Origin of the sequence: Vagococcus proximus (assembly GCF_029143285.1) — a bacterium.
Taxonomy (GTDB): Bacteria; Bacillota; Bacilli; order Lactobacillales; family Vagococcaceae; genus Vagococcus_D; species Vagococcus_D proximus.
In genome coordinates this window covers 262,860-285,063 of record NZ_JAPDSH010000001.1, presented here as the reverse complement: position 1 = coordinate 285,063, position 22,204 = coordinate 262,860, and the positions used below count along the sequence as shown (strand labels likewise).

The following is a 22,204-nucleotide window of genomic DNA, read 5'->3' as shown; positions in this document are numbered from 1 at the left end:
TTCTATTAATTTTTATGGTCTGGACAATCACATTGCCCTGGAATACAATTACAGGCGATCGTTTCAACTGCTGTTTTTTCTTTTTCAATGAGTGCTTGCTGAATCAATACTAAATCATCACGAGTCAGTTCTGCTTCCTCTATCATCTCTGCTATCGTTTTCCCTACTTTTTTAGCACAAATACGAGAAAATAATTCGGCTGTTGCACTGCGTATTGTTTGCTCTTCAGTGACCAATGCTTCATATATAAATTTATTTCCTTGAGTTTCTGTCTTAAGCATTCCCTTTTTGACTAATCTACCGAGGAGCGTCTTAATCGTCGCCGGTTTCCATTCTTTTGTTTCACTTAAATGAGAAATGATTTCCGGACTGGTTGTTCTAGTTTGAGCCCATACTACACGCATCACTTCCCACTCTGCTTCACTAATTTTAATAACATCTGACTTCACTACTGACCCTCCTCATTCATTTAGTGTTTACGTTTGTAATCCTACAAATCAAGTTTACCCTCTGCGTTTACATTTGTCAACGATAAATAACCGAAAAACAAAAAAGCTAGAGGCTATGCTCTAGCTTTTGATACAACATCTACAAATGCATTAGTATATGTCAAAATTTCTAGGTTTAAGGTTTCTCGTGTTTGTTATTGATTAAATCATTGTATATTTTTTCGTCCAAAAATATTCATGTGAACTATAAATATTGTTAAAAACATACAGAACAACATCAACTGTAATCCCTGATTGTAAACTTTTATTTTTAAAACTAAACTTGATAATTTAGAACTTTATTTTTATATAAAAACTTCATTACTCAGTAATTTCTTCAATATAACTATTCAATCTATCTATACATTTTTATTTATCTTTCAGTTTACACTTGATTTTTTTAGCTGTTTTATACCACGTTTGAGGGTTATTCACAAAAATTACAATTAATAATCCTGCGATTGCTACTCCTAAAATTATAGAAAGAAAAAACTCCTTTATTATAATCATAATTTCAACCTATTGTCTTTCTTAAAATTTACAAGATAGAGCATATAAACGGGTATACTGATAAATAAAATCATAGTTGGTATACGAATAAATTCTTGTAAGCTATTCAAATCAGGTATTGCCTGAGATAGCCCAAAAGAAATAAACAATACAACTAAAACTAATACCATGTAATGAAGCCTTTTGTCTAAGAGCATAAAAATCAATGGATTCTCCAAATAGCCAGTACTTCTGATTGCATGCATCGCATCTTCAAGGCTAGTATCAGTATAGTCTTCACTATTTCCATACATCATACGATTTATGACTAGCGTCAATAACGTTGCCCAAAAGATAGCAAACACTATCGTGCTAATATTATCAATTTCATTATTAATAGATTTCATTTTAAAAAATAAAGGAATCACTCTAATGATAATAAGACAAACAAAAAGTCCACCAATTAGATACTTATTTGATTTACTTTTCTTTGCAGATACTTTTATACTTCCGTCTCTAACTGCGACATCTCTTTTTTTATCCCAATATACGCTTCCACCATATTTACTATCTCCCAACCAAATATATCTTCTCATAGAAAAACTCCAATCTTAACTATTAATGTGTCCCATAAAGTCAATTGACCTTGGGAATAAAAACAGCCCGCATAATCAAAATAACCTACAATTCGATTATAAGTTACCTACTTTCATTTGATTTAATAATTCTTCCAATGATCTAGTTACTCTTCTATGTCTAATGAAATTCATATTTTTCATAAGTGGCAATAAAAAACAGCATAGTATACTTACACAAAGTAACGAAGTATAGTTTGTTTCATCAAAGAACATAACCGATATCAAAATGAAAAAGAAAATCCATACCAGTAATAATACTATTTTTATTCCTTTTATTTTTTTAAAATTTATTATACAACCTTCAATTTCTTGTATACTCAAATTTATTTTAGTTAATTGATTTGAGGAATACGAACGGTGGAGAAAAAATAAGAATATACAGCCTAAAATCAAACCCAAGAAACAGGCAAGAAAGTAATTTATTATAATGCCTCCAAGAACATTATTATTTAAAATCAAACTTAACGGCGCTAGGAATAATGAAACAAATCCCCACTTTTTATCAAAATTCTGATTTTTCAATTTATAAAAATGTTGATACTTCCCTTCGTAGTAAATAGCTGTCTTATTTTCATGATTAGTGTACAAATAAGTATATTTTTATTTTTCTTTTTCTTTTGTAATTATTTCCATAATGCCCCATCCAATCTACTCCTGCTTTTATTGCATTCCCAACAGTTTTTTCAATTTATCATATACAAAATCAATAGCTGTATTCAATACGAAACCAGCCGCATAATCTAGACAACATTCTACGTTGTTTATACGAAGAATTGGTTGTCTCGTCACAATCATTAATGGAACAATACCTTCACTTAAATAAACGACACTGTCTATTAGCAATAATATTTGATTTTTCATATTATTTGTCTGTTCTTATTATTAAGTATTCACTTACTTTTTTGTTTAAAATATTGTTACCGTAAAAAAAGCAAACGTGAAATTAATATTATCACTACAGCAAACACTAATATAATTGTGTTCTGATTTTTTTTCATGGCTTTCTTCATTTCATCTTTAGAGATTATTTTATTTCTAAAATCTATATTTGATTTATAGATTTTCCGACTAATTTTATGTTTTCCTAATCCGATTATTCCTGTATTTTGTCTTATCAGGTATTCTTCATTTTCTTGGGTTAATAACAATACCCAACCTACTATTACTTTTTTATTATCAAAAGAGATATTATAAACTTCACCTTTTTTTGATTTCCGAATTATTTATCATGCAAAAACTCCTCCAAAAAAATCTCCAACTTTATTAGATACTTTATTCCATCCAGAAACAACCGCATTGTCCACATTATCTTCGAAATTTTTTACACCTTTGAAATCATCTCAAAGCCAGTTATTTGCAAAAGCTATACCAACTGCTATAGCTATAGGATTAGCTAATACTGCAGCGCTTACTAACGCTACAGACCATGATTCAATCAAAAAGTAACATCCAACGAAGAAATACCAGTTGTAAATTCCCTTCCCCCATACTTCGCGATCATTTTTGATGTCGTTATTTTTTTGGCAATGTTAAGTGAACTACTAAAAAAGAGAAGCAATTACCTCAGCTTCTCTTTCTCATCAACTTCTTCATGACCTTTTAAACAATCTATTTAATTATTTAAAAATTTTACTGCATACTCTTTGTAGTCTGGCTGTTCCTTCGTATTCATGGCGTAGACTAGCGTCCCATCTAAATAATCATCTCCTGATATCCTCATCAATAACGCCAATTCCTCGTTTCCTTTCTCAGGAAATATCACAGAATAACTTTGATTGTTAACAGTTATACCATAGTATTTTATTCCATTAGATACGCCAACCGCGTTTTGTTTGTATGCTAGTTTTTCAGTCTTGTTTTCATTTGAAACAATCATTTCCTTATCTTTAAATTCTATTGAAAATACTTTATTAACCGCATCTTCCGCTTTCCATTTTTTCTGAATGTTTTTTGATCCTGAACAACTTGCCATAATAAACACCGTTGCGCAAAGAAGAAAAAACAACTTATATTTATTTCTCATCTTCATACCTTCTTTCTAAAAAACTCGGATCATATTTATTCTTTAATTCTTTATTAAACGTGTACTCATACTCAACATGTTTCGATTTACCTACCACTTCATTTGGTGAATAAAAGGCGTTGTTGAAATAGACTGAAAAAAAGTACGCCAACATTTGATAGTGTCTATTTAAAGTATGTATGGTGTAAGTTCTTTTGTTATCATAGAACACACTATCTTTTTCAATTAACCCCACTTGACTATCCTCAGCGTTATACATTAGTATTTTTAATCCTTTTTTTCCTAATCCTATTTTATAAAAATAGTAAGACTCACCCTTGTAAATTAATTCAAAATAAGAATAACCAAAAAATCGTCTTGCTCTTCTTTCGCATACCGACCCCACCAACACATTCGTTTCATCGTAAATTTGAAAGGGAAGTAATTTCATATTTTTAGAATGGACAAACCAGTTCAATGCCTCTTGAATATAAGAAAATTGTAATTTATAATTTTTATTTGCTATTGAACTATTAATCTGTCTTTTAAAAGTTAGTGGTATTTCAGTTCTACCAATAACCTTATCTGCTTCTCTTAATTCATATATTTTTCCAAGATTAGCTTTTGTCTGGATGAGTTTGTTAGTTAGCATTCTTCTTATCTAGTCCCCTCTAATTGTCTGATTCACACTATTCAATCCCGCTATTTTTTCTAAACATACAAGAACTAGTGCACTATATTTCAATTTTTTTATAAACAACAGCCAAATAAAATTAGTGCCTATCTCACAAATAATAATAACTGCCACTCCATTATTATACTCATAAATTCAATCTGTATTTTTTTAAAATTTAATATTTAAATCAGTTTAAAAAAAAATTGGCTTTTTTATGATTTAGCTTATGTAATGAAAAAAACTTGTATTAAATCGGGAAAGAAAGCTAGGGATTTGTAGTGAACCCCAAAAGTTGGACTTTTTAGGAGTAGAGAAATCTACTCCTTTTTATTTTAATTTTAAACAACAAGAGACTCGACTCACCAAATTTAGCCTCAATTCGATCGTGCTAATAATAATAAATTCATTTTGAATTCTTCAAAACTAGTGAAAATGATTCCGTAATACATTTCTTGTTTGAATAAACTGAAAAATTTTCCGTTATTATTCAAAATAAAATGATTTTAATGGATTTAAAGACTCTGTTCTCCAGTCGAAACCATTGATTTCATCTTATATGAGCACCTCGTTAAGAATACTCTCACATCACTTATCACGCATACAGAACACCTTTGATTATCACTCTTACACGAATGGGACCTCTTGAAGGGAGTATTAACAAAATAAAGGTTATTAAACGAGTAGCCTATGGCTATAGAAACTTTTTAAACTTTAAACACCGTATTATGATTAATTTTAACGTTATACACAGCATTTGACGTAGAGCCTATTTTTTTGTGAATGTCACATTATAAAAAGCAAATTCTGATGAACTTTTAGTCATACTTAATTTTAATGTTTTAGCTCCTGTAACATCAAACTGATACTGTTGTGACGCAATTTCAGCATTAACTGTCTCTTTATATTTCTCTTTACCATCCAATTCAATGCTTAATTTTCCATTCTCTATATCATTACCTTTAGTTATATCCGCTTTTCCTACATCAAAAGTAATCGAAGAATACTTATCATCTAATCTTATAAGGACATAACTATCTTGATAACTGCTACTTCCTATAATAAAACCATCCGATATTTCTTTCCCCGCAACCGTATAATCTTCAGGAATATCACGCTCAGCGTCCCCAAAACTTTGATAATTGCTCCCACTATACAAAATAGAATAATCATCAACTAATGCTTCTTTAGTCACTTTACCTGATTTTCCACCAACATATAAATTACCATCTACTTCATCATACTGAATAGATTGATCTAATATTGATGCCATATCTTTTGCTTCAATATACTGCGAATCATCTACTGTAGCTATAGAAATCTGATTATCTTTTTTTAATCCATCTTCAACCAAATTCACTTTTTTTAAGTCAGCATAATTCTTAGCACTTAGATTTTTTAACTTCTTATTTAATTTATCTTCCTCTAAGTTCGAATTAGAAATAATTTTATCCTTTTCTGAAATTTCCTTTTTCAATGTTTTATTTTCTTCAATTTTCTTTTCCATCTCAGGAAAGAAAACCTTAGTCCCCTCTTGCGGAAATAACATTGGTAGAATTAACGCAAATAATGGAATCAATTGTCCAATAAATAGCGCTAAAAAATCTTTCTTCTCTCTCTTATCATTATCAATTTTCAATCTATAGTAACCGAAGATTGATACCCCCACACTGATTAGAATAATAGCTATCACGATGTAATTTTTCATAAAATCCTCCTTTTCAATAAAAGTATTATATCAATATAACACTTTTATTGAAACCGTTATTAGAGTTTTTTTTACTATATTACTTACATTAAGCTTATGAATTTATAAATCAATTTCGTTACGCCATATATTCCTCAAAGTAATCAGCAATAGTTTCCATTAAGTCAATCGTTACAAGATGCCCTTCATTCTCCCCTTTTAAAAACTGTATACTCTTACCTGACTCCATTGCCATCATTTTCTGATATGCCTTTTCAACGGGATCATAAGGGATTTTTTCATCCTCAGTCCCATGCCAAACTAACAAAGGGCGGCCTGCTACTTTTTCAGGTAATTCTGATAAATCAAATTGAGGCAACCATGAATGAATCTCTTCAAGCGACGATGGCACGTGATAACCTCTTTTTGCAGCTACACTTCTTATAGAAGCCGCATACTCTACTGGGCTAGGCGTTCCCATAATACTTGCTCCTACTTTTATTTCTGGATGTTGAGTCAAGAGTCCTGCTACAGTCATCCCCCCCATTGAATAGCCACCGACACCAATTCTATCCTTTAAAATTAATTGACGTTCTTTGAAATATCTAATGATGACATCAAACTCGATTAAATTATATTGTATGGTTGAAAAGAATGTTACAGAAGGAACTGATGACTTCTCAGCTACTTTGCGCTGACCATGATGCATCCCATCAGGCAATATCACTCGAAATCCCTTATCTGCTAAACGTCTTCCTTGTGTCAATAGTAATTCTTTATTAGTCTGCCACCCATGATAAAAAATAATAAGAGGTCTTGGTTCATTTAAGTACTTTTCATCTATCACCTCAAGAACAGGTATATCATGTATATGTCGTTCTCTAATTTTCAACATTTGCCTCACCTCTACTTAATCTACTTTTGTGCCTACTTTTACTATAAAGGGTGTTCGGAAAAGATACAAAATATATGATTAAAAATAACCTATTTAACTACATATAATTCCGACTGCATCTCGTAAAGTTCTTTATAAATTCCATTTTTTAAAAGCAACTCTTCTTGAGACCCATTTTCAACTATTTCACCTTCTTTTATACAAAAAATATAATCACAAAATTTAGTACTGGCCAGTCTATGTGAAATGTAAAAGGCTGTTTTATTTTTGGTCAACAAATTAAATCGCGAATATAACTCAAGTTCAGCTTTTGAATCCATTGCAGCTGTTGGTTCATCAAGTATTATAATTGGAGCATTCTTTAATTCTGCTCGCGCTAGAGCTATTTTTTGTCCTTCTCCACCAGATGGTTCAAAACCAGTGATATCAAAATTTTTATATATTGATGTTTCTAGACCAAATTGATATTTATCAATATTAAAACCATTATCTTTCAATGATTTATACATCGAGCAATCAGATATATTATTTTTATTTTCGAATACTAAATTCTCTCTGATACTAAAAGAGAATAATTTAAAATCTTGAAAAACTGAAGAAATCAACTTCGAATACTCTTCAATTTCAAAATCCTGTATATCTAAACCATTAATTAATATTTTTCCTTTTGTCGGAACATATAATCGGCAGATCAATTTTATTAAAGTTGTTTTACCTGATCCATTCTCTCCAACTATCGCTATATTATCTCCTGCACGTATTTTAAAATTTATTTTTTTTAGAGCATAGTCATCTGCACCAGGATATTTAAACCAGACCTCTTTAAAAGTCATGTCAATAAAGTCTGTAGGCAAACTCTCAGCTGTAACCAAATTCTTTTTTACAGGTGTCACTTGTAGATATAAAGATAGCGCCTCAAAGTAATTTTCATATTGCCTAATCGTAGCCAAACTTTCCAATACTTGTTTTAACAATGAACTAAATGTGGCAATAGATGTCACATACATAGAAAATGCTCCTATTGATATTTTGTTTGTTAAATATTGAGATATTAAAAATAAATAGGTTACAGCATCTCTAATAAAACTAGAAATCAAATTAATAGTTTCAACTCTAACAGATGCCTCAATTTGTTTGGTATAAAAATTATTCCCTTCACTCAAATGTTTATCTACTTTGGCTGTCAGCCATGATGAAAGATTGAAAATCCTAATTTCTTTAGCATACTGAAAAGACTCAACTAGATTAATCAAATAGTTTGTTTTTCTTTCAATTGGGGATTTAGCCATATCCCACTCAACATGACTTTGCTTTGTTTTATTATCAAAATAACTAGTAGCGATAGATAATAATACAAAAATAAATAACAAAAAAATATTTAAAGTTGAAATAATTCCGATAATTCCTATAAAAATAATTAGATTACCAATAATACTAGCAAAATTATCAAAAACAGCACCAAAACCTTGACCCTCCCCATATAAAAATTTAGAGGCTTTTTCTTTTTGATCTAAGAATTCGGAACTTTCTATTCTTTCAAAATCTGCTGTTGCCATTTTTTTAGTTAACTCAGATTGAAACTTGATAAAAAGTAGTGATTTCTCAATAAAGGCCTTTTTTTTGAAAATATTTGCCAAATATCCTCCTATCAGCTGATAGCCTAAAAGTATTAATACGTAAAGAACTAGATACTCTACTCTTTTAGAACCTACCAATTCATCTATAATGAATTTTGGAAATACAACTAATAATAACGGTAAAATTGACATTAACAATTGATATACTAATGTATAAATTATGTACTTTTTATTATGTGTCCAACAGTAATTAACAAAAAATCTAATACTATTCATTATTATCTCCTCTTTAAAAATATTTATCTGCTACAGGCCGATATTTAATTCTATAATATGAATCAACACAAGTAAACGCTTTCTTTTTGCTCCTTCAAATCAAATGGTGTAGCAGATCCTTACTACTAAGCTCCAGAGTCTTAAATCAAATAAAAAACCTCCTAAAAAATTAGGAGGTTTAACTTAAATTTATCTCTATGGCTCAATACGGTTTAATAATCGTGGGAATGGAATAGCTTCACGGATATGTTCAGTTCCTGCAACGAATGTCACCATACGTTCTAGACCTAAACCAAAACCTGAGTGAGGTACTGATCCGAATTTACGAAGTTCCAAGTACCATTCATAATCTTTTGGATCTAATCCAAAATCAATGACTTTTTGACGTAAAGCATCGTAATCTGTTTCACGTTCAGAACCACCAACAATTTCTCCGTAACCTTCTGGCGCTAATAAGTCAGCACATAAAACGCGTTCAGGGTTACCTGGTACAGGTTTCATATAGAAAGCTTTAAAGCTTGCTGGGTAGTTAATAATGAATGTTGGCACACCGTAGTAATTTGAAATCCAAGTTTCATGTGGAGAACCAAAGTCATCGCCATGTTCTAAATGCTCATAATCGGTATCTTCATCCGCTTCATGTTCTTGTAATAATGAAATAGCATCATCGTAAGATACGCGTTTGAATGGTGTATCAATGTATTTTTGTAATAAGCTTGTGTCACGTTCTAATGTATCAAGAGCAAATGAGGCATTATCTAATACACCTTGGATTAATGCTTTGATGTAAGCTTCTTGTAAATCAAGAGACTCATCATGCGTTACAAATGGATACTCAGCATCCATCATCCAGAACTCTGTTAAATGACGACGCGTTTTTGATTTTTCAGCACGGAATACTGGACCGAAGTCGAATACACGACCTAAAGCCATTGCGCCAGCTTCTAGGTACAATTGACCTGATTGTGATAAGAATGCAGGTTGACCGAAGTAATCTGTTTCGAATAATTCAGTTGTATTTTCAGCAGCATTTCCTGATAAAATTGGGCTATCGAATTTGATGAACCCATTTTTAGCAAAGAAATCATAACTTGCATAAATAATAGCATTACGGATTTGCATGATTGCATTTTGTTTTGATGAACGTAACCATAAATGACGGTGGTCCATTAAGAACTCTGTTCCGTGCTCTTTTGGTGTAATTGGGTAATCATGGCTTTCACCGATTACTTCGATATCAGTTACACCGATTTCATAACCAAATTTTGAACGTGAATCTTCACGAATTTCACCTGTCACATAAACAGCTGTTTCTTGGCTTAATGATTTAGCTTTTTCAAATACTTCTTCTGATACTTCAGCTTTTACAACGATACCTTGGAAGAAAGCTGAGCCATCACGTAACTGTAAGAAAGCAATTTTACCACTTGAACGTTTATTTGCAATCCAGGCTCCGATTTTAACTGTTTCGCCTACATGTTTTTTTGAATCAATAATACGTACTGTTTTCATGTCTTTTCTCCATTCTATAATTAATAAGTTTTACTTACATTTTAAACATTTGTCATACTTCCGATAATCTTACCAATTCCAAAATCAACAAGATAATAAGAAATAACACCATCTTCATCTTCTGTCATTACTTCCCAAGTGGGATCATTTTCAACCAAACCTAGGGAAACTTTTAGAAGACGATGGGGCTTAATTTCATCATCAACCACTTTTAGTGCTTCATTTTCTGTAATACCATCAGCTTGGCTACAGACTGTTAATTCGCTACCATCTTCTGGAATAAAAACAATAATGCCTTCATTTTTAGCATTTTTCCCAACAAGAGTATACGTGGTCTCTTTACGAGTAAACCAATAAAATTTATCTACTGATTTTAGATCAGCGTGTTTGCTTGCAATGGTTATAGCTTCTTTTTTAGCTTGAACCATCGGACGATTTCCTCGAATCACAAAGACTATTGTGGTGAAAATAAAGGTAACTAAAACAAAGCTTATTCCAATTAAAATATTTTTCCTCATTTCAGCCTCCTTTTTTTAATCGTATTTTTATATTATAACAGAATATTACACTGTTGTGACTGTCAAATCTAGATATTTAGAGAAAATCTTTCATATCTTTCAGTATTTCAGTGACATTATTTTCAATAATCGGTAAATCTTGTGGTAAAGCTTTTATTAAGGTCGGACTGTATTTTGCTTTGACAAAACGCGGATCCAGCATAATCATAATTCCTTTATCTGTTTCTGAACGTATGAGACGACCAAACCCTTGTCTTAATCTAATACACGCTTTCGGTAATGCATATTTATAAAAGGAATCAACACCTTGATTGGCTAAAGACTCATATTTGGCTTTAACATAAGGACGATCTGGAGAATCAAACGGTAGTTTCGTCACAACAATCACTTCAAGACTCTCTCCAGGTAAATCAATCCCTTCCCAAAATGAGGCTGCACCAAGTAACAGAGCTTGATTAGCGTGTTCAAATCGTTTGATGATTTTCTCACGTGATCCTGATATCCCCTGACCTAAAACTTCGATTCCCTGTCCTTCACCTAACGTCTTATTTAAACGATGATAAACCGTTTGAAGTTGATGATGAGCACTAAATAAAACGAGAACAGACCGCGTTTGTTCACTCATAAGTCTCTCCAATGTCTCACAAATAAACTGAATTGTTTCCGAAGAACTGACGACTTGCTGATTAACTGCTTCTGTTGGGACGTATATCCTGCCTTGTTTACTGTAATCATACGCTGATGGAACTGATTTAAAGGGCAGGTACTCGAGTCCTAAGCTTCTACCCAAGAACTGAGTATCCTTTCCGGCGCGTATCGTTCCACCTGTATAAAGGATTTTTTCATAGCGTTGGTACCAGGTTGCATTCGTAACAGTGGTCGCTTCCAAGTCAGAGTAAAAAGCCGTTAACTGTTGATTTTTACTATTAATCATAATCCATCTCAATAGTCCCTCTCGATTCGTGGCTACAAATTGGACAAAGAACTCTCGATACGATTTCAATTCCTCTACCTCTGACAACCACTGCATCATCAAGGCACGATCACTTATGGTAAACTTATCAATTTCTGCTTGATAAGCCTCTTCTAGTTTTTCCGAAAGAGTTACCGCATCCTTTAAAAGTAATAGCAACTGTTCTACATTTTTACTTGTATAAATGGGCATACGACCTAGAATCTCATTCGTCACTAACCACTCTTGATCTTGTTGACCACCTGCATCTATTAAAATTCCCTCTATAATATCTTCTTTTAAATCCTCAAATAAATCAGCTAATTCTGTTACACACGTTTTAAGTGGGCGTAACCAACTTTGCCATGCTGTTTGTTCCCACAATGCTTTTAACTCAACTTGTCGGTCATCCTCATAAAAAAGACCTGCCAATAGTTTACTAAATTGATAACTATTAATCTGACGTGCCAATGTTTGTTGTGCTATTTCTGGAAGATGATGAGCCTCATCTATAATTAAATACTTGCTTTCAGGTAATAACGGTGTTTCTCTGCGATTTTCTTCACACAAAAAGGCATGATTGACTACAATCACATTACTCTGAGCGACTTTCTTTTGAAGGTGTCTCCAAAAATCAACGTCATAAAAATCAGAAGTTTCAGACAAATAGCCGACGCCTTGATGTCTGACATGTCTGAATAAGGCATGGTTCAAATTCGTTAAGTTTAATTCATCAAAGTCGCCTGTTTCAGTTTCTGTTAACCAGACTAATAGCCTCATTTGATAAATCGCATACTGTTTCTGCGGGACTGGCGACACCAAACTTGCAGAAAATCGCTCTAAATCGATAAAATGACGATGGCTTTTTACCAAAGTCCCTAATAAAGCATCTGGTCTTAAACGATTAACCTCTGCGATTGAACGCGTCACCAGTTGTGTCTGTAGAACAGTTGAAACTGTACTAATAATCACAGGCTCTTCCTTAGTCGCAAGATAACTTAACGGTAATAAATAACCAAATGATTTACCACTTCCTGTAGAAGCTTCTATAGCGATATTTTTCCCAGCAAACCGGTCCACTTTTTCAATCGGTTCTGTTTGAAAAGGCGTTGTAAAAAATCGGTGAACCATGTTCATCATTTTTCCTTGTGCAGCTCGGTAATCAAATTTTTCTGCGTAAAGTTTCACCTTCTTCGCTTTACTTTCAGGATAAACTGCGGCTTCATTGACTGATAACGTGGGAACTTCTTTTTTGCGTAAAGCCAATCCTCCGATTAATTGTATGCCACTTTGTAACGGCGGGACATCTTTTAACATCTCTTCCAACACTAGTTCAATATAATCCTTTGTATTCATCCCTAATGGGCCTGCAAGCTTAACAATTGAAGTTAATGTTACGATTGGCAATGACATCATTTTTTCTTCTATTAATAACAATAATTCTGCGGTTACTTCCGCATCACTATCTGCTTGGTGAGGTCTATCATGTGTAAACCCATAGGCTTCTGCTAAATCTCCAAGACGATAACTTGGTTCTGTCGGGAGAAATAGTTGTGCCAGTTCAACTGTGTCTATTCCTGCTAATGTTAACTCTTCCTCGCCACAACGACTCAATTCTTGACTTAGGAAGTGATAATCAAAATAAATATTATGAGCAACAAAGACACATCCTTTTAGCATCTCAGCAATCTCAGGAGCAACATCTTCAAAATACGGTGCATTTGCCACTTGAAGAGTGCTAACACCTGTTAATTTTTCAATATGTTTTGGTATTTTACACTTTGGATTAACGTCTGTTGCATACGTCGATATAATTTGATTGTCTTTAATAAAGACACAACCAAACTGTATAATACGGTCTGTTGTTGGATTGGTTCCTGTTGTTTCTAAATCGACAACAGCATACATTTGACTTTTTACCACGACCGTCCCTACTTTCTTCTATCCTAATCTACTAACTCTCATTTCAAATTATACCTATTTTCACCTATCATTTCATTAAAAAAACAAATTCTCTGTACCTCCAACCGAAAAGAAAGCGTTTACTTCCTTTATTTAAAAGAAGTTGGTATAATAAAGATACAAAAAGAAAAGGAGGTTTTACTTATGTTCCAACGTTATGAAAAGATATTAGTTGCGTATGATGGTTCTAAAAATGCCACACTTGCATTCGAACAAGCCGTTACACTTGCTTCACAAAACGATGCTGACTTAATTATTTTACAAGTTGTTGACACACGTATTGACCCCTTTGCCCCTTACGTAATTGAAGGGTTGTTAGAAGAAAGAATTGCAGAAGCACATGAAGAATTAGACAGACTCTCTGAAGATGCTAAGAGACAAAACATAAAAAAAGTGGTACCTATCCTCAGAGAAGGCTCAATCAGGACTATAATTGCTACAGAAGTTCCCGAAGAATTTGCTATTGATCTCATTGTTATTGGCTCAACAGGTAAATCTGGTCTAGATAAGCTCTTAATTGGGTCAACTACAAATTATGTAACAACTCACGCTAAATGTCCGGTTCTAATTGTAAGATAAACAAAAAATACTCCTCATTTTCATGAGGAGTATTTTTAATTTAAAAATTTGTCCATTCAGCTTCATCTGTATTTGTTGCATTTGCTGCAGCAGCCGTATAACGATCTTTTGATAAATCACGATAAAAAGCGGCTTTTGTTGCATTAATATATGGGTACAATACAAAATAACCTAAACCTAATGTTAACCAACATACAATATGCCAACCGATAAAGCTTAAATCGATATAGAATAAGCGACCTTTATGGCCATTCATCAAAGCTCTACTTTCTGTTATATAGCTAGTTGCACTAACACTTGTTGTTTCAGCATGCTCTGATAAATCTTTATAAATATAAAAAGATTGTGAATAAGAGTATGACTTAATGATTCCTGGTATTACGAATAACATTGACCATAATGCTGTAAAAACAGTCATTAATAATTGAATTAGAAACAATGGAACAAAGTCTTTACCATTAAACATTCTAAATTGATCCGCCATTGGTGTGATTTTACGTGTTGGATCACGATAAATTTCAATAAATGTAAATGAAATCCCAATAGTCATAAATCCAATCAGTATTGAAATGAGCGCACTCCATATACTAGAACCTGCATTACCACTTGAATTTACAAAATTATCTTCGGACTCTTCTAAAAGGCTGTCAAAGTCATCACCTTCTAGGTCTCCATTATCGTAAATGTCCCCACCTACTTGTTCTGTTCTTGGTGATACCGTTCCCTCATCAGTTATTACTGAACCTAATACTAATGCAAGAAAAACACCACCTGCAAGAACAATAGAAATTATCCAAACAGAAAATACCTTTAATAATGATGGCACAATATTTAATAGAATTGCATCTTTCCAACGTCCTTTTAACATATGTTTCGCATCACGTTTTAATGTTGCACTTGTTTTAAACAAAACTTTTCCCCCTAAAAATTAATAGTCTAAGTTTACCATAAAACAACACTTATTTTTATGGTAAATTAAGTATTAAACCTATTTTTTATAAAAAATCATATTTTTTTTAATCAGTCCTAATTTAGTAGTAGAATGTTGTTGTGAACTATAAATACCAACTTGTCCTGATACAAGGTAACTTATCACACTAATAGGTAATAGCCACCCTATCATATCCTCTCCAAATAGCTCTATCCCCATTATTAAACACGCTATAGGTGTGTTGGTCGCTCCTGAAAAGACACCTATAAAGCCAAGAGCTGCTACAAACCCGACAGGAATTATTAACACTTGGCCCAAGGTCGCTCCTAACGTAGCACCAATTTCAAATAACGGTGTCACTTCCCCACCTTGAAAACCTGCACCTAACGAGAAGACTGTTAATATTAGTTTATTTAGAAAATCCCAGGTATGATGCTCCCCACTAAAAGCCTCTTCCAACAGTGGTAAACTTAATCCATTATAACGAGTTGTCCCCATCAATAGGACTAACATAAGCACTAGTATTGCTCCAAAACCAATTCTTAAAATCGGATTCCTAATAAACTTTGCGTATGTCTCTTTTAATTGACGAATTCCCCAACTAAATAATCGACTTACAAGACCAAACAAGATAGCACACACTAACAATTTTAAAAGTAAAGCTACACTAAAACTGGGTAACTCTCCAACTTGGTAATGAGTATGACTGACCTTTAATAAAACCGTTGTGCCGTAAGCTACAAGGGCCGTTATAAGACTTGGTATTAAAGCAGGTGTTCTTAATTTACCAATACAAAGAACTTCAAGGGCAAACATACAACCCGCAAACGGTGTACCAAACACGCTGCTAAATCCCCCACTTATACCACAAATAATAACTATTTCTCTATCAAGAGGTCCTAATTTAAACAACGAGGCCACTTTTTCTGCTAAGGCTCCTCCCATTTGAACAGCTGTTCCTTCACGGCCAACAGAACCACCAAATAGGTGAGTCGCAATTGTACCAAATAAGGTTAGAGGAATAAGCTGCATGGGGATTTTTTCCTGCCCGCCATTGGCTCGTTCAATCACTAAATTATTTCCTCGCTTAGACTCACCACCAAATCGCTCGTAACAATAGATTGTTGTCATTCCTACTAAAGGTAAACCCAGTAATAACCAAGGATTCGTCTCTCGAATCGCTGTTACGACCGCTAAACTTTTTAAGAAAAAGGCAGACAGGAGCCCCATCCCCACTCCAATCATACTACTCACTATTAACCAGATACCGAGACTTTTAATTTGACTGTTTACTTTCATCACGTTCGACCTTTCCTATCAAAAAAGAAAAAACATCTACTAAAAGAAGACAGGTCATGCCTCTCAATTAGTAAATGTCCTCACTCAACTTGTTATTTTATTATCTTAAGACTACCATAAGTCCTACTAAAATAAAATACAACTATCTAGCTAACTTGCTAAAATTTGTTTCACTTGTTGGATAATTTGTAATGGGTTTTCTTCTACCATCCTATCCACAATCTCTTTTATCTCTTGACTAGACCCCACGCCCACACCAAAACTAGCTTGTCGTAACATCTCTTTATCATTTCTATCATTTCCAAAGGCCACATAAGAAGCCCCGTCGAGAACCTTTTCAATTGCTGATGCTTTATTGACACCCGTTTTTGTCACATCTAAACAGCGCTCTGTAGGATATATATTACAATCTACACCAAGATGAGCAAAATCTGTCATTAATTCTGTCTCATTTAAGTAGTTACTCACCAAAATTTTAACAGGCTCATGAACAGCCGTAATCGCTACATTTTGTGCTTTCTTTAAAATATCTAAACGACTTCTAAGTAAACTCAATGTGTCACCTTGGCACGCATAATTCCATTTGTCATCAAATAAATAATCTAGCTGCTTATGTGAGACATACTCACGAATATAAGAAGCATCTTCTTTTTTGATGGTTTCAAACCATTTGGCTTCTAATCCACTATAATGCATAGCGCCATTACTCCCAATTAAATGACAATCCTTTAGATCAGTTGGTAGCAGTGGTAACATATCACGCACTGGCCGAGCCGATGCAAAAACAAGCTGATGTGATGGATGACGATGGATTTCTTCCGCTAAAAATGACGTCACTCTCGGGTCTATCGTCATGCCATCAAAACAGACTGTCCCGTCCATATCAAAAACAAAATTCATACTACTCCTCCTTATAACATACCTAAACCCTAATTTTCCAAATAGCTTTGGTATAATTTATTAACATAATAATGGGTCACTAACGATTGTTCAGCTAGTTCTACAACACGTTTATCTTGTGTTTTAAGCACATCAACAAACAAGTCAATCGCTTGTTTAAACCCACGTTTCGCTAGGGTATTTTCCCAGTCACCAAACCCTTCTATTTGAACAGTGCCTCGTTCGTTTTTTACTAATTCAGATAAGTTAGAGACAGTATAAGTTCCAGTTAAACCTTGGATTTCAACCGTCTCTGTATGAGCACCTGCCTCCATATTGGTTGACGTTATGGCAGTTGTATTTTCTGTTTTAAATAAAATCATCGCCCGTCTTAAACGTCCATCTTCTGTCGCCACGACCTCATAGCTTGCTTCTTCGATCGGCTCATCTAATAAATACAGCGTCGTATCAACCATATGAATCATCATATCGAAGACTTCAAATTTTACGTCCGTCTTAGGCTGCATACGATTTTTTTGAGCGATAATTAAACGTTTATCCGCTACCTTTTTCAGTTCAGTGTTTAACGGCGCATAACGTCGGTTAAATCCTGTCATTAATACTAAGTTTTTTTCAGCCGCTAAGTCGTGTAATTCTTGAACGTCATCAAACTCCTCACTTACTGGTTTATCGACAAACACGTGGATACCTGCTGTTAAAAATTGTTTAATAAGCTCACTATGTGTCGCTGTTGGTGTGTGAATAAAAATAGCTTCGATGCCTGATGATAAAAACTGGTCAAAATCTGTTGTTACATTTTGCCACCCAAATTGTTGCTGTAATGCCTTTAATTTTTCTTCTTGACGTGAATAAAAATGCCAATCAATATCTGCTCTCATGTTATTCATTATCGGTAAGTAAGCTTTTTGGCAGATATTACCTAAGCCCATAACACCTATTTTCATCTCTTATCGTCCTCACTTTTCTCTGCCTAAAATGGCTGACTTCTTTTAAAAGTATAGCAAATTTCTACGGCTTATTAAAATAAAAGAGTTGAAAGCCTAATCAGACTCCCAACTCCTTTATTAATTATGATAAATAATACGATCTTGTAGATCAAATGTGACACGATTATTGTTAATCGGCACATGCTCTTTTACTCGTTTAATGATAGACATGTTCGCGTACTGCATCTCATCCATCATGAACCATAATACTGGTCCAGAGTACGGTGGCGTTGTTAGTGAGCCTACAAAATGATAGTAACTTAACGGCTGTGGTAAGTATGTTTTTGGATTAAAAGTCATATTCTCTCGTTCTAAGAAAAGCTCCTTCATGACATCACGTCTCTCAGGTCCTTCTTCTAGATACTCATCTTCTACTCCTTCGTATAAGATACCAATAACTAAGTTCTCTCCCTCAGCACTTTCATGTACGATATGGAATTCAAATTTGCTCGCTTGATCTTTGAAGGTATGTTCACTTGGAAAATGGACATGAATATCAACTAAATCAAAACGTTGCCCTTCAAATGTTAAGTAGCTTTTATTTTCAAGTGGGACTAAGTGATACGATCCACCAAAAACATCTTGCTTGTATTCTTCTGTCTCATAATGAAGAGTTAAATCTAATTCTGGTTCCGAAACAACTTCCTTAACATCCCCAAAATCAATAGGTGATTGGTACTGAAAAACTTGCATCCCATCTTCAAAGTTTTTTAAAGGTAAGGCTGCTAAATCAGCTAACTTTTCCTTTTTCTCTGTGTAAATATGTTGTATTGTCATCCAATCACTCCCTATTTTATCTTATTACCAAGCCGTTGGGTCTTGCTTCCAGCTTTGTAATAATTTTAACTCATCAGAATTAATTGCGTCAATTTCTAAGGCTTCTTGGATTAAAATATCGTAACTTGATAAGGTATCGACCGTTACACCCGCTTCTTCAAAAGCCTGTATGCCTTTTGGTAATCCATAGGTGAAGATAGCCATCACTCCTAGCACACTTGCGCCTGCTTCTTCAGTCGCACTTACTGCTTCTAAAACACTGCCTCCAGTTGAAATTAGATCTTCTATAATCACAACCTTTTGCCCCTCGTGAAGACCCCCTTCAATTTGATTGCCTTTACCGTGTCCTTTTGCTTTTCCTCTAATATAAATCATTGGTAGATTAAGAATTTCTGATACCCAAGCAGCATGAGGTATGCCAGCAGTTGCTGTTCCTGCAATCACCTCAACATCTGGATAAGATTCTTTTATTTTATCAGCTAAGCCTTCTGCAATTAAGCGTCTCACTTCTGGAAATCCCATTGTTAAACGATTGTCACAATAAATTGGGCTTTTAATCCCACTTGCCCATGTGAACGGCTCTGTCGGTTGCAAGCTAACCGCTTTTATTTCTAATAATTTTTGAGCGACTAATTGACTAGGTGTTGGCATCTGATTTCTCTCCATTCCATTCTTTTTTTATTGTTAGATAGACTTCATAAGGATTTTCTGCTTGAGTAATGGGACGGCCAACGACTATTAGATCAGATCCAATTGTATAAGCCATCTCTGGTGTCACCACCCTTTTTTGATCTCCAATTTCTGTACCTTTAGGTCTAATGCCAGGTGTTAAACAGATAAAGTCGGATGCTGTTGCCTTTTTAATTGCCTCAACCTCTAAGGCTGAACAAACTACACCATCCACTCCACTCTCATGTGTTAACCTTGCATAATGCTTCGCACTTTCTGAAACGCCGACTGGTATTAACTGTTCCTCTTTAACTTGTTCATCTGATGTGGACGTCAACTGAGTAACTGCGATAAGTTGAGGTCGTGTTTGAGCAGAAGGTTTCCCCGTCTCTAATCCTCTCACTGCTGCCACCATCATTTCTTTCCCACCAGCTGCGTGAATATTAGTTAACTTGATTCCTAAACCAGCAATTCCTTTCATCGCACGTTCTACAGTATTAGGAATATCATGCATTTTTAAATCAAGGAAGATATCATGCCCTAATTCTTTCAAATATCTCACAATCGCGGGCCCCTCTTGATAATATAATTCCATTCCAACTTTTAAATACAATGACTCGTCTTTTGGAAAGTGACTTAAAAAGTCATCAATCGCCTGACGGCTTGGTAAATCTAATGCAATAATCGGTCTTTTCATTACTTACGTTCCCCCTTCACTTCTTCAATTAATTGTGTCAGTGTTTCAATTCCTAAATCATCCATTCGTTTAGGTAACGCTTGAATTAATTTTTGACAAATATAAGGGTCTACAAAGTTAGCCGTTCCGACGGCAACTGCACTTGCTCCAGCCATATACATTTCTAGCACATCATCAACGGTCGCCACACCACCCATCCCGATAATTGGAATCGTGACTGCTTCTGCTACTTGTTTGATTAAGCGAATTGCCACAGGTTTAATAGCTGGTCCTGATAGGCCACCCGTTTGATTCGCCAAAATAGGTTGGCGGGTTTTAAGATCGATTCTCATTCCCAGTAATGTATTAATCATCGTGAGCCCGTCTGCTCCAGCTGCTTCGATTGCTTTAGCAATTGGCACAATATCTGTTACATTTGGTGATAATTTAACATAGACCGGTACTGTAGCGACTTCTTTCACTGCTTTCGTTAAGTCGTAGGCCACTTGAGGATCAGTCCCAAAAGCAATACCCCCTTCTTTTACGTTAGGACACGAAATATTAAGCTCGATTGCTTTCACATTAGGTGCTTTTCCTATTTCTCGGCAAACCGCTACGTAATCTTCTACTGTAGCTCCTGCCACATTCGCAATAATCGGGACATTAAATTGTTCAAGGTAAGGTAATTTTTTCGCCATAACGTCTTCTAAACCTGGATTTTGAAGTCCTATCGCATTTAGCATACCACTCGTTGTTTCTGCTACTCGAGGCATGGGATTACCTAGGCGTAATTCTTTTGTTGTCGCCTTTACCATGATGGCCCCTAATTCACTTAAATCATAATAATCGGCATACTCTTCACCGAAGCCAAAGCACCCACTGGCTGGCATGATTGGATTTTTCAACTCTAAACCTGGTAATGATACGCTTAATCGATTCATAGTGCTACCTCCCCTGTCGCTACTATTGGGCCTTCTTTACATACTCGCATTGTCTCCGTTTCGCTATTAGCTTTTGGACAAACACAGGCATAACACGCACCCATACCACACGCCATACGAGCTTCAAGCGATAGGTATGCTCTTGGATGGTCGATAAAGCGTTCATTTACCACTTTCAACATTCCATTTGCGCCACACACATAAACCGCGTCTGGGTTAAACTCCTTTAGTCGTGTATCCAAAATTTTACAAACATAGCCTTCCGTACCATAACTCCCATCTGATGTGGCGATGTGCATCTCACCGAGTTCTCTAAATTCCTCTTCAAAAAAGATGGTTTCACGGTTTCTAAATCCTTGAATATTGATGATTTCAGCACCTTTTGCTACTAACTGACGACTTAATTCATACAAAGGTGGAATTCCGATACCGCCACCGATAATCAGAATTTTTTCACCTTTTTTCACCTCTTCTATTGGAAAGCCATTTCCAAGAGGCCCCATCACATCTACCTTATCTCCAGATTGCAACTGACTTAATACATCTGTTCCATCTCCCTCTACTCGGTATATAATCGCACACTCATTTTTCTCGTGATCGATTTTATTTATACTAATAGGGCGGCGCAAAAGTAAGTCAGCACGCGGTACTTTTAAATGTAAAAACTGTCCAGGTATAATCATCTGCTTAACCAACTCACCGGTTAAGGTCATCTCATAAATTTGTGGGGCTAATAATCGTTGGGTCACGATTGTCATCATCTCTTGCTTCATGGTT

Annotated in this window: 22 protein-coding genes and 1 pseudogene; 2 read left to right on the top strand and 21 right to left on the bottom strand. The window is 34.5% G+C overall.

Going from position 1 to position 22,204, the window contains the following annotated elements; genetic code table 11:
- Positions 1-5 precede the first annotated feature (5 nt).
- From OL233_RS01375 to OL233_RS01350, 6 genes are all read right to left on the bottom strand, one after another.
- Positions 6-449 (bottom strand): CopY/TcrY family copper transport repressor, encoded by a 444-nt coding sequence (locus tag OL233_RS01375; RefSeq protein ID WP_275470579.1) that lies wholly within the window; start codon positions 447-449, stop codon positions 6-8.
- A 545-nt stretch (positions 450-994) separates the two neighbouring features.
- Positions 995-1,573, bottom strand: coding sequence for a hypothetical protein (locus OL233_RS01370; RefSeq protein WP_275470578.1), 579 nt, complete (start codon positions 1,571-1,573; stop codon positions 995-997).
- Positions 1,574-1,669: 96 nt separating this feature from the next.
- Positions 1,670-2,137 (bottom strand): hypothetical protein, encoded by a 468-nt coding sequence (locus OL233_RS01365; protein WP_275470577.1) that lies wholly within the window; start codon positions 2,135-2,137, stop codon positions 1,670-1,672.
- Positions 2,138-2,275: 138 nt separating this feature from the next.
- Positions 2,276-2,458, bottom strand: coding sequence for a hypothetical protein (locus OL233_RS01360; RefSeq protein WP_275470576.1), 183 nt, complete (start codon positions 2,456-2,458; stop codon positions 2,276-2,278).
- A 769-nt stretch (positions 2,459-3,227) separates the two neighbouring features.
- Complete coding sequence (locus OL233_RS01355) at positions 3,228-3,638, bottom strand: hypothetical protein (protein WP_275470575.1); 411 nt, start codon at positions 3,636-3,638, stop codon at positions 3,228-3,230.
- Positions 3,628-4,269: a hypothetical protein gene (locus OL233_RS01350; RefSeq protein WP_275470574.1), complete on the bottom strand. Its 642-nt coding sequence runs from the start codon at positions 4,267-4,269 to the stop codon at positions 3,628-3,630. The genes OL233_RS01355 and OL233_RS01350 overlap by 11 nt, the downstream gene beginning before the upstream one ends.
- Before the next feature lie 659 nt (positions 4,270-4,928).
- Between OL233_RS01350 and OL233_RS01345 the strand changes: the two are divergent.
- Positions 4,929-5,051 (top strand): annotated as a pseudogene (locus tag OL233_RS01345) (transposase); the annotation flags it as partial.
- An 8-nt stretch (positions 5,052-5,059) separates the two neighbouring features.
- Here OL233_RS01345 and OL233_RS01340 read toward each other — a convergent pair.
- From OL233_RS01340 to OL233_RS01315, 6 genes are all read right to left on the bottom strand, one after another.
- Positions 5,060-5,998 (bottom strand): NPCBM/NEW2 domain-containing protein, encoded by a 939-nt coding sequence (locus tag OL233_RS01340; RefSeq protein WP_275470573.1) that lies wholly within the window; start codon positions 5,996-5,998, stop codon positions 5,060-5,062.
- A 118-nt stretch (positions 5,999-6,116) separates the two neighbouring features.
- Positions 6,117-6,872, bottom strand: coding sequence for an alpha/beta fold hydrolase (locus OL233_RS01335; RefSeq protein ID WP_275470572.1), 756 nt, complete (start codon positions 6,870-6,872; stop codon positions 6,117-6,119).
- Between the two features lie 89 nt (positions 6,873-6,961).
- Positions 6,962-8,641, bottom strand: a complete 1,680-nt coding sequence (locus OL233_RS01330; protein WP_275470571.1) for an ABC transporter ATP-binding protein — start codon at positions 8,639-8,641, stop codon at positions 6,962-6,964.
- 279 nt (positions 8,642-8,920) lie between these two features.
- Complete coding sequence (gene asnS / locus OL233_RS01325; RefSeq protein WP_126830778.1) at positions 8,921-10,237, bottom strand: asparagine--tRNA ligase; 1,317 nt, start codon at positions 10,235-10,237, stop codon at positions 8,921-8,923.
- A 41-nt stretch (positions 10,238-10,278) separates the two neighbouring features.
- On the bottom strand, positions 10,279-10,755 hold the full coding sequence (locus OL233_RS01320; protein ID WP_275470570.1) for a cell wall elongation regulator TseB-like domain-containing protein: 477 nt from the start codon (positions 10,753-10,755) through the stop codon (positions 10,279-10,281).
- Between the two features lie 76 nt (positions 10,756-10,831).
- On the bottom strand, positions 10,832-13,630 hold the full coding sequence (locus OL233_RS01315) for a helicase C-terminal domain-containing protein (protein ID WP_275470569.1): 2,799 nt from the start codon (positions 13,628-13,630) through the stop codon (positions 10,832-10,834).
- Positions 13,631-13,813: 183 nt separating this feature from the next.
- Between OL233_RS01315 and OL233_RS01310 the strand changes: the two genes are divergently transcribed.
- Complete coding sequence (locus OL233_RS01310; RefSeq protein ID WP_275470568.1) at positions 13,814-14,248, top strand: universal stress protein; 435 nt, start codon at positions 13,814-13,816, stop codon at positions 14,246-14,248.
- Positions 14,249-14,288: 40 nt separating this feature from the next.
- Here OL233_RS01310 and OL233_RS01305 read toward each other — a convergent pair whose 3' ends face one another.
- From OL233_RS01305 to OL233_RS01265, 9 genes are all read right to left on the bottom strand, one after another.
- Positions 14,289-15,158 (bottom strand): DUF975 family protein, encoded by an 870-nt coding sequence (locus tag OL233_RS01305; protein WP_275470567.1) that lies wholly within the window; start codon positions 15,156-15,158, stop codon positions 14,289-14,291.
- A 78-nt stretch (positions 15,159-15,236) separates the two neighbouring features.
- Positions 15,237-16,478 (bottom strand): chloride channel protein, encoded by a 1,242-nt coding sequence (locus tag OL233_RS01300; RefSeq protein WP_275470566.1) that lies wholly within the window; start codon positions 16,476-16,478, stop codon positions 15,237-15,239.
- A 150-nt stretch (positions 16,479-16,628) separates the two neighbouring features.
- The gene (locus OL233_RS01295; RefSeq protein ID WP_275470565.1) at positions 16,629-17,378 is read right to left on the bottom strand and encodes an HAD-IIB family hydrolase; all 750 of its coding nucleotides are present in this window, start codon (positions 17,376-17,378) and stop codon (positions 16,629-16,631) included.
- Positions 17,379-17,407: 29 nt separating this feature from the next.
- Positions 17,408-18,322: a Gfo/Idh/MocA family protein gene (locus tag OL233_RS01290; protein WP_275470564.1), complete on the bottom strand. Its 915-nt coding sequence runs from the start codon at positions 18,320-18,322 to the stop codon at positions 17,408-17,410.
- A 120-nt stretch (positions 18,323-18,442) separates the two neighbouring features.
- Positions 18,443-19,141 carry a carbonic anhydrase family protein gene (locus OL233_RS01285; RefSeq protein ID WP_275470563.1) on the bottom strand — a complete coding sequence of 233 codons (699 nt, stop codon included), beginning with the start codon at positions 19,139-19,141 and terminating at the stop codon, positions 18,443-18,445.
- Positions 19,142-19,165: 24 nt separating this feature from the next.
- Positions 19,166-19,792, bottom strand: coding sequence for an orotate phosphoribosyltransferase (gene pyrE, locus OL233_RS01280; protein WP_275470562.1), 627 nt, complete (start codon positions 19,790-19,792; stop codon positions 19,166-19,168).
- Positions 19,779-20,507: an orotidine-5'-phosphate decarboxylase gene (gene pyrF / locus OL233_RS01275; protein ID WP_275470561.1), complete on the bottom strand. Its 729-nt coding sequence runs from the start codon at positions 20,505-20,507 to the stop codon at positions 19,779-19,781. Before pyrF ends, pyrE begins: the two co-directional genes overlap by 14 nt.
- Complete coding sequence (locus OL233_RS01270; protein WP_275470560.1) at positions 20,507-21,427, bottom strand: dihydroorotate dehydrogenase; 921 nt, start codon at positions 21,425-21,427, stop codon at positions 20,507-20,509. The genes pyrF and OL233_RS01270 overlap by 1 nt, the downstream gene beginning before the upstream one ends.
- On the bottom strand, positions 21,424-22,200 hold the full coding sequence (locus OL233_RS01265) for a dihydroorotate dehydrogenase electron transfer subunit (RefSeq protein ID WP_275470559.1): 777 nt from the start codon (positions 22,198-22,200) through the stop codon (positions 21,424-21,426). Before OL233_RS01265 ends, OL233_RS01270 begins: the two co-directional genes overlap by 4 nt.
- Positions 22,201-22,204: the final 4 nt, after the last annotated feature.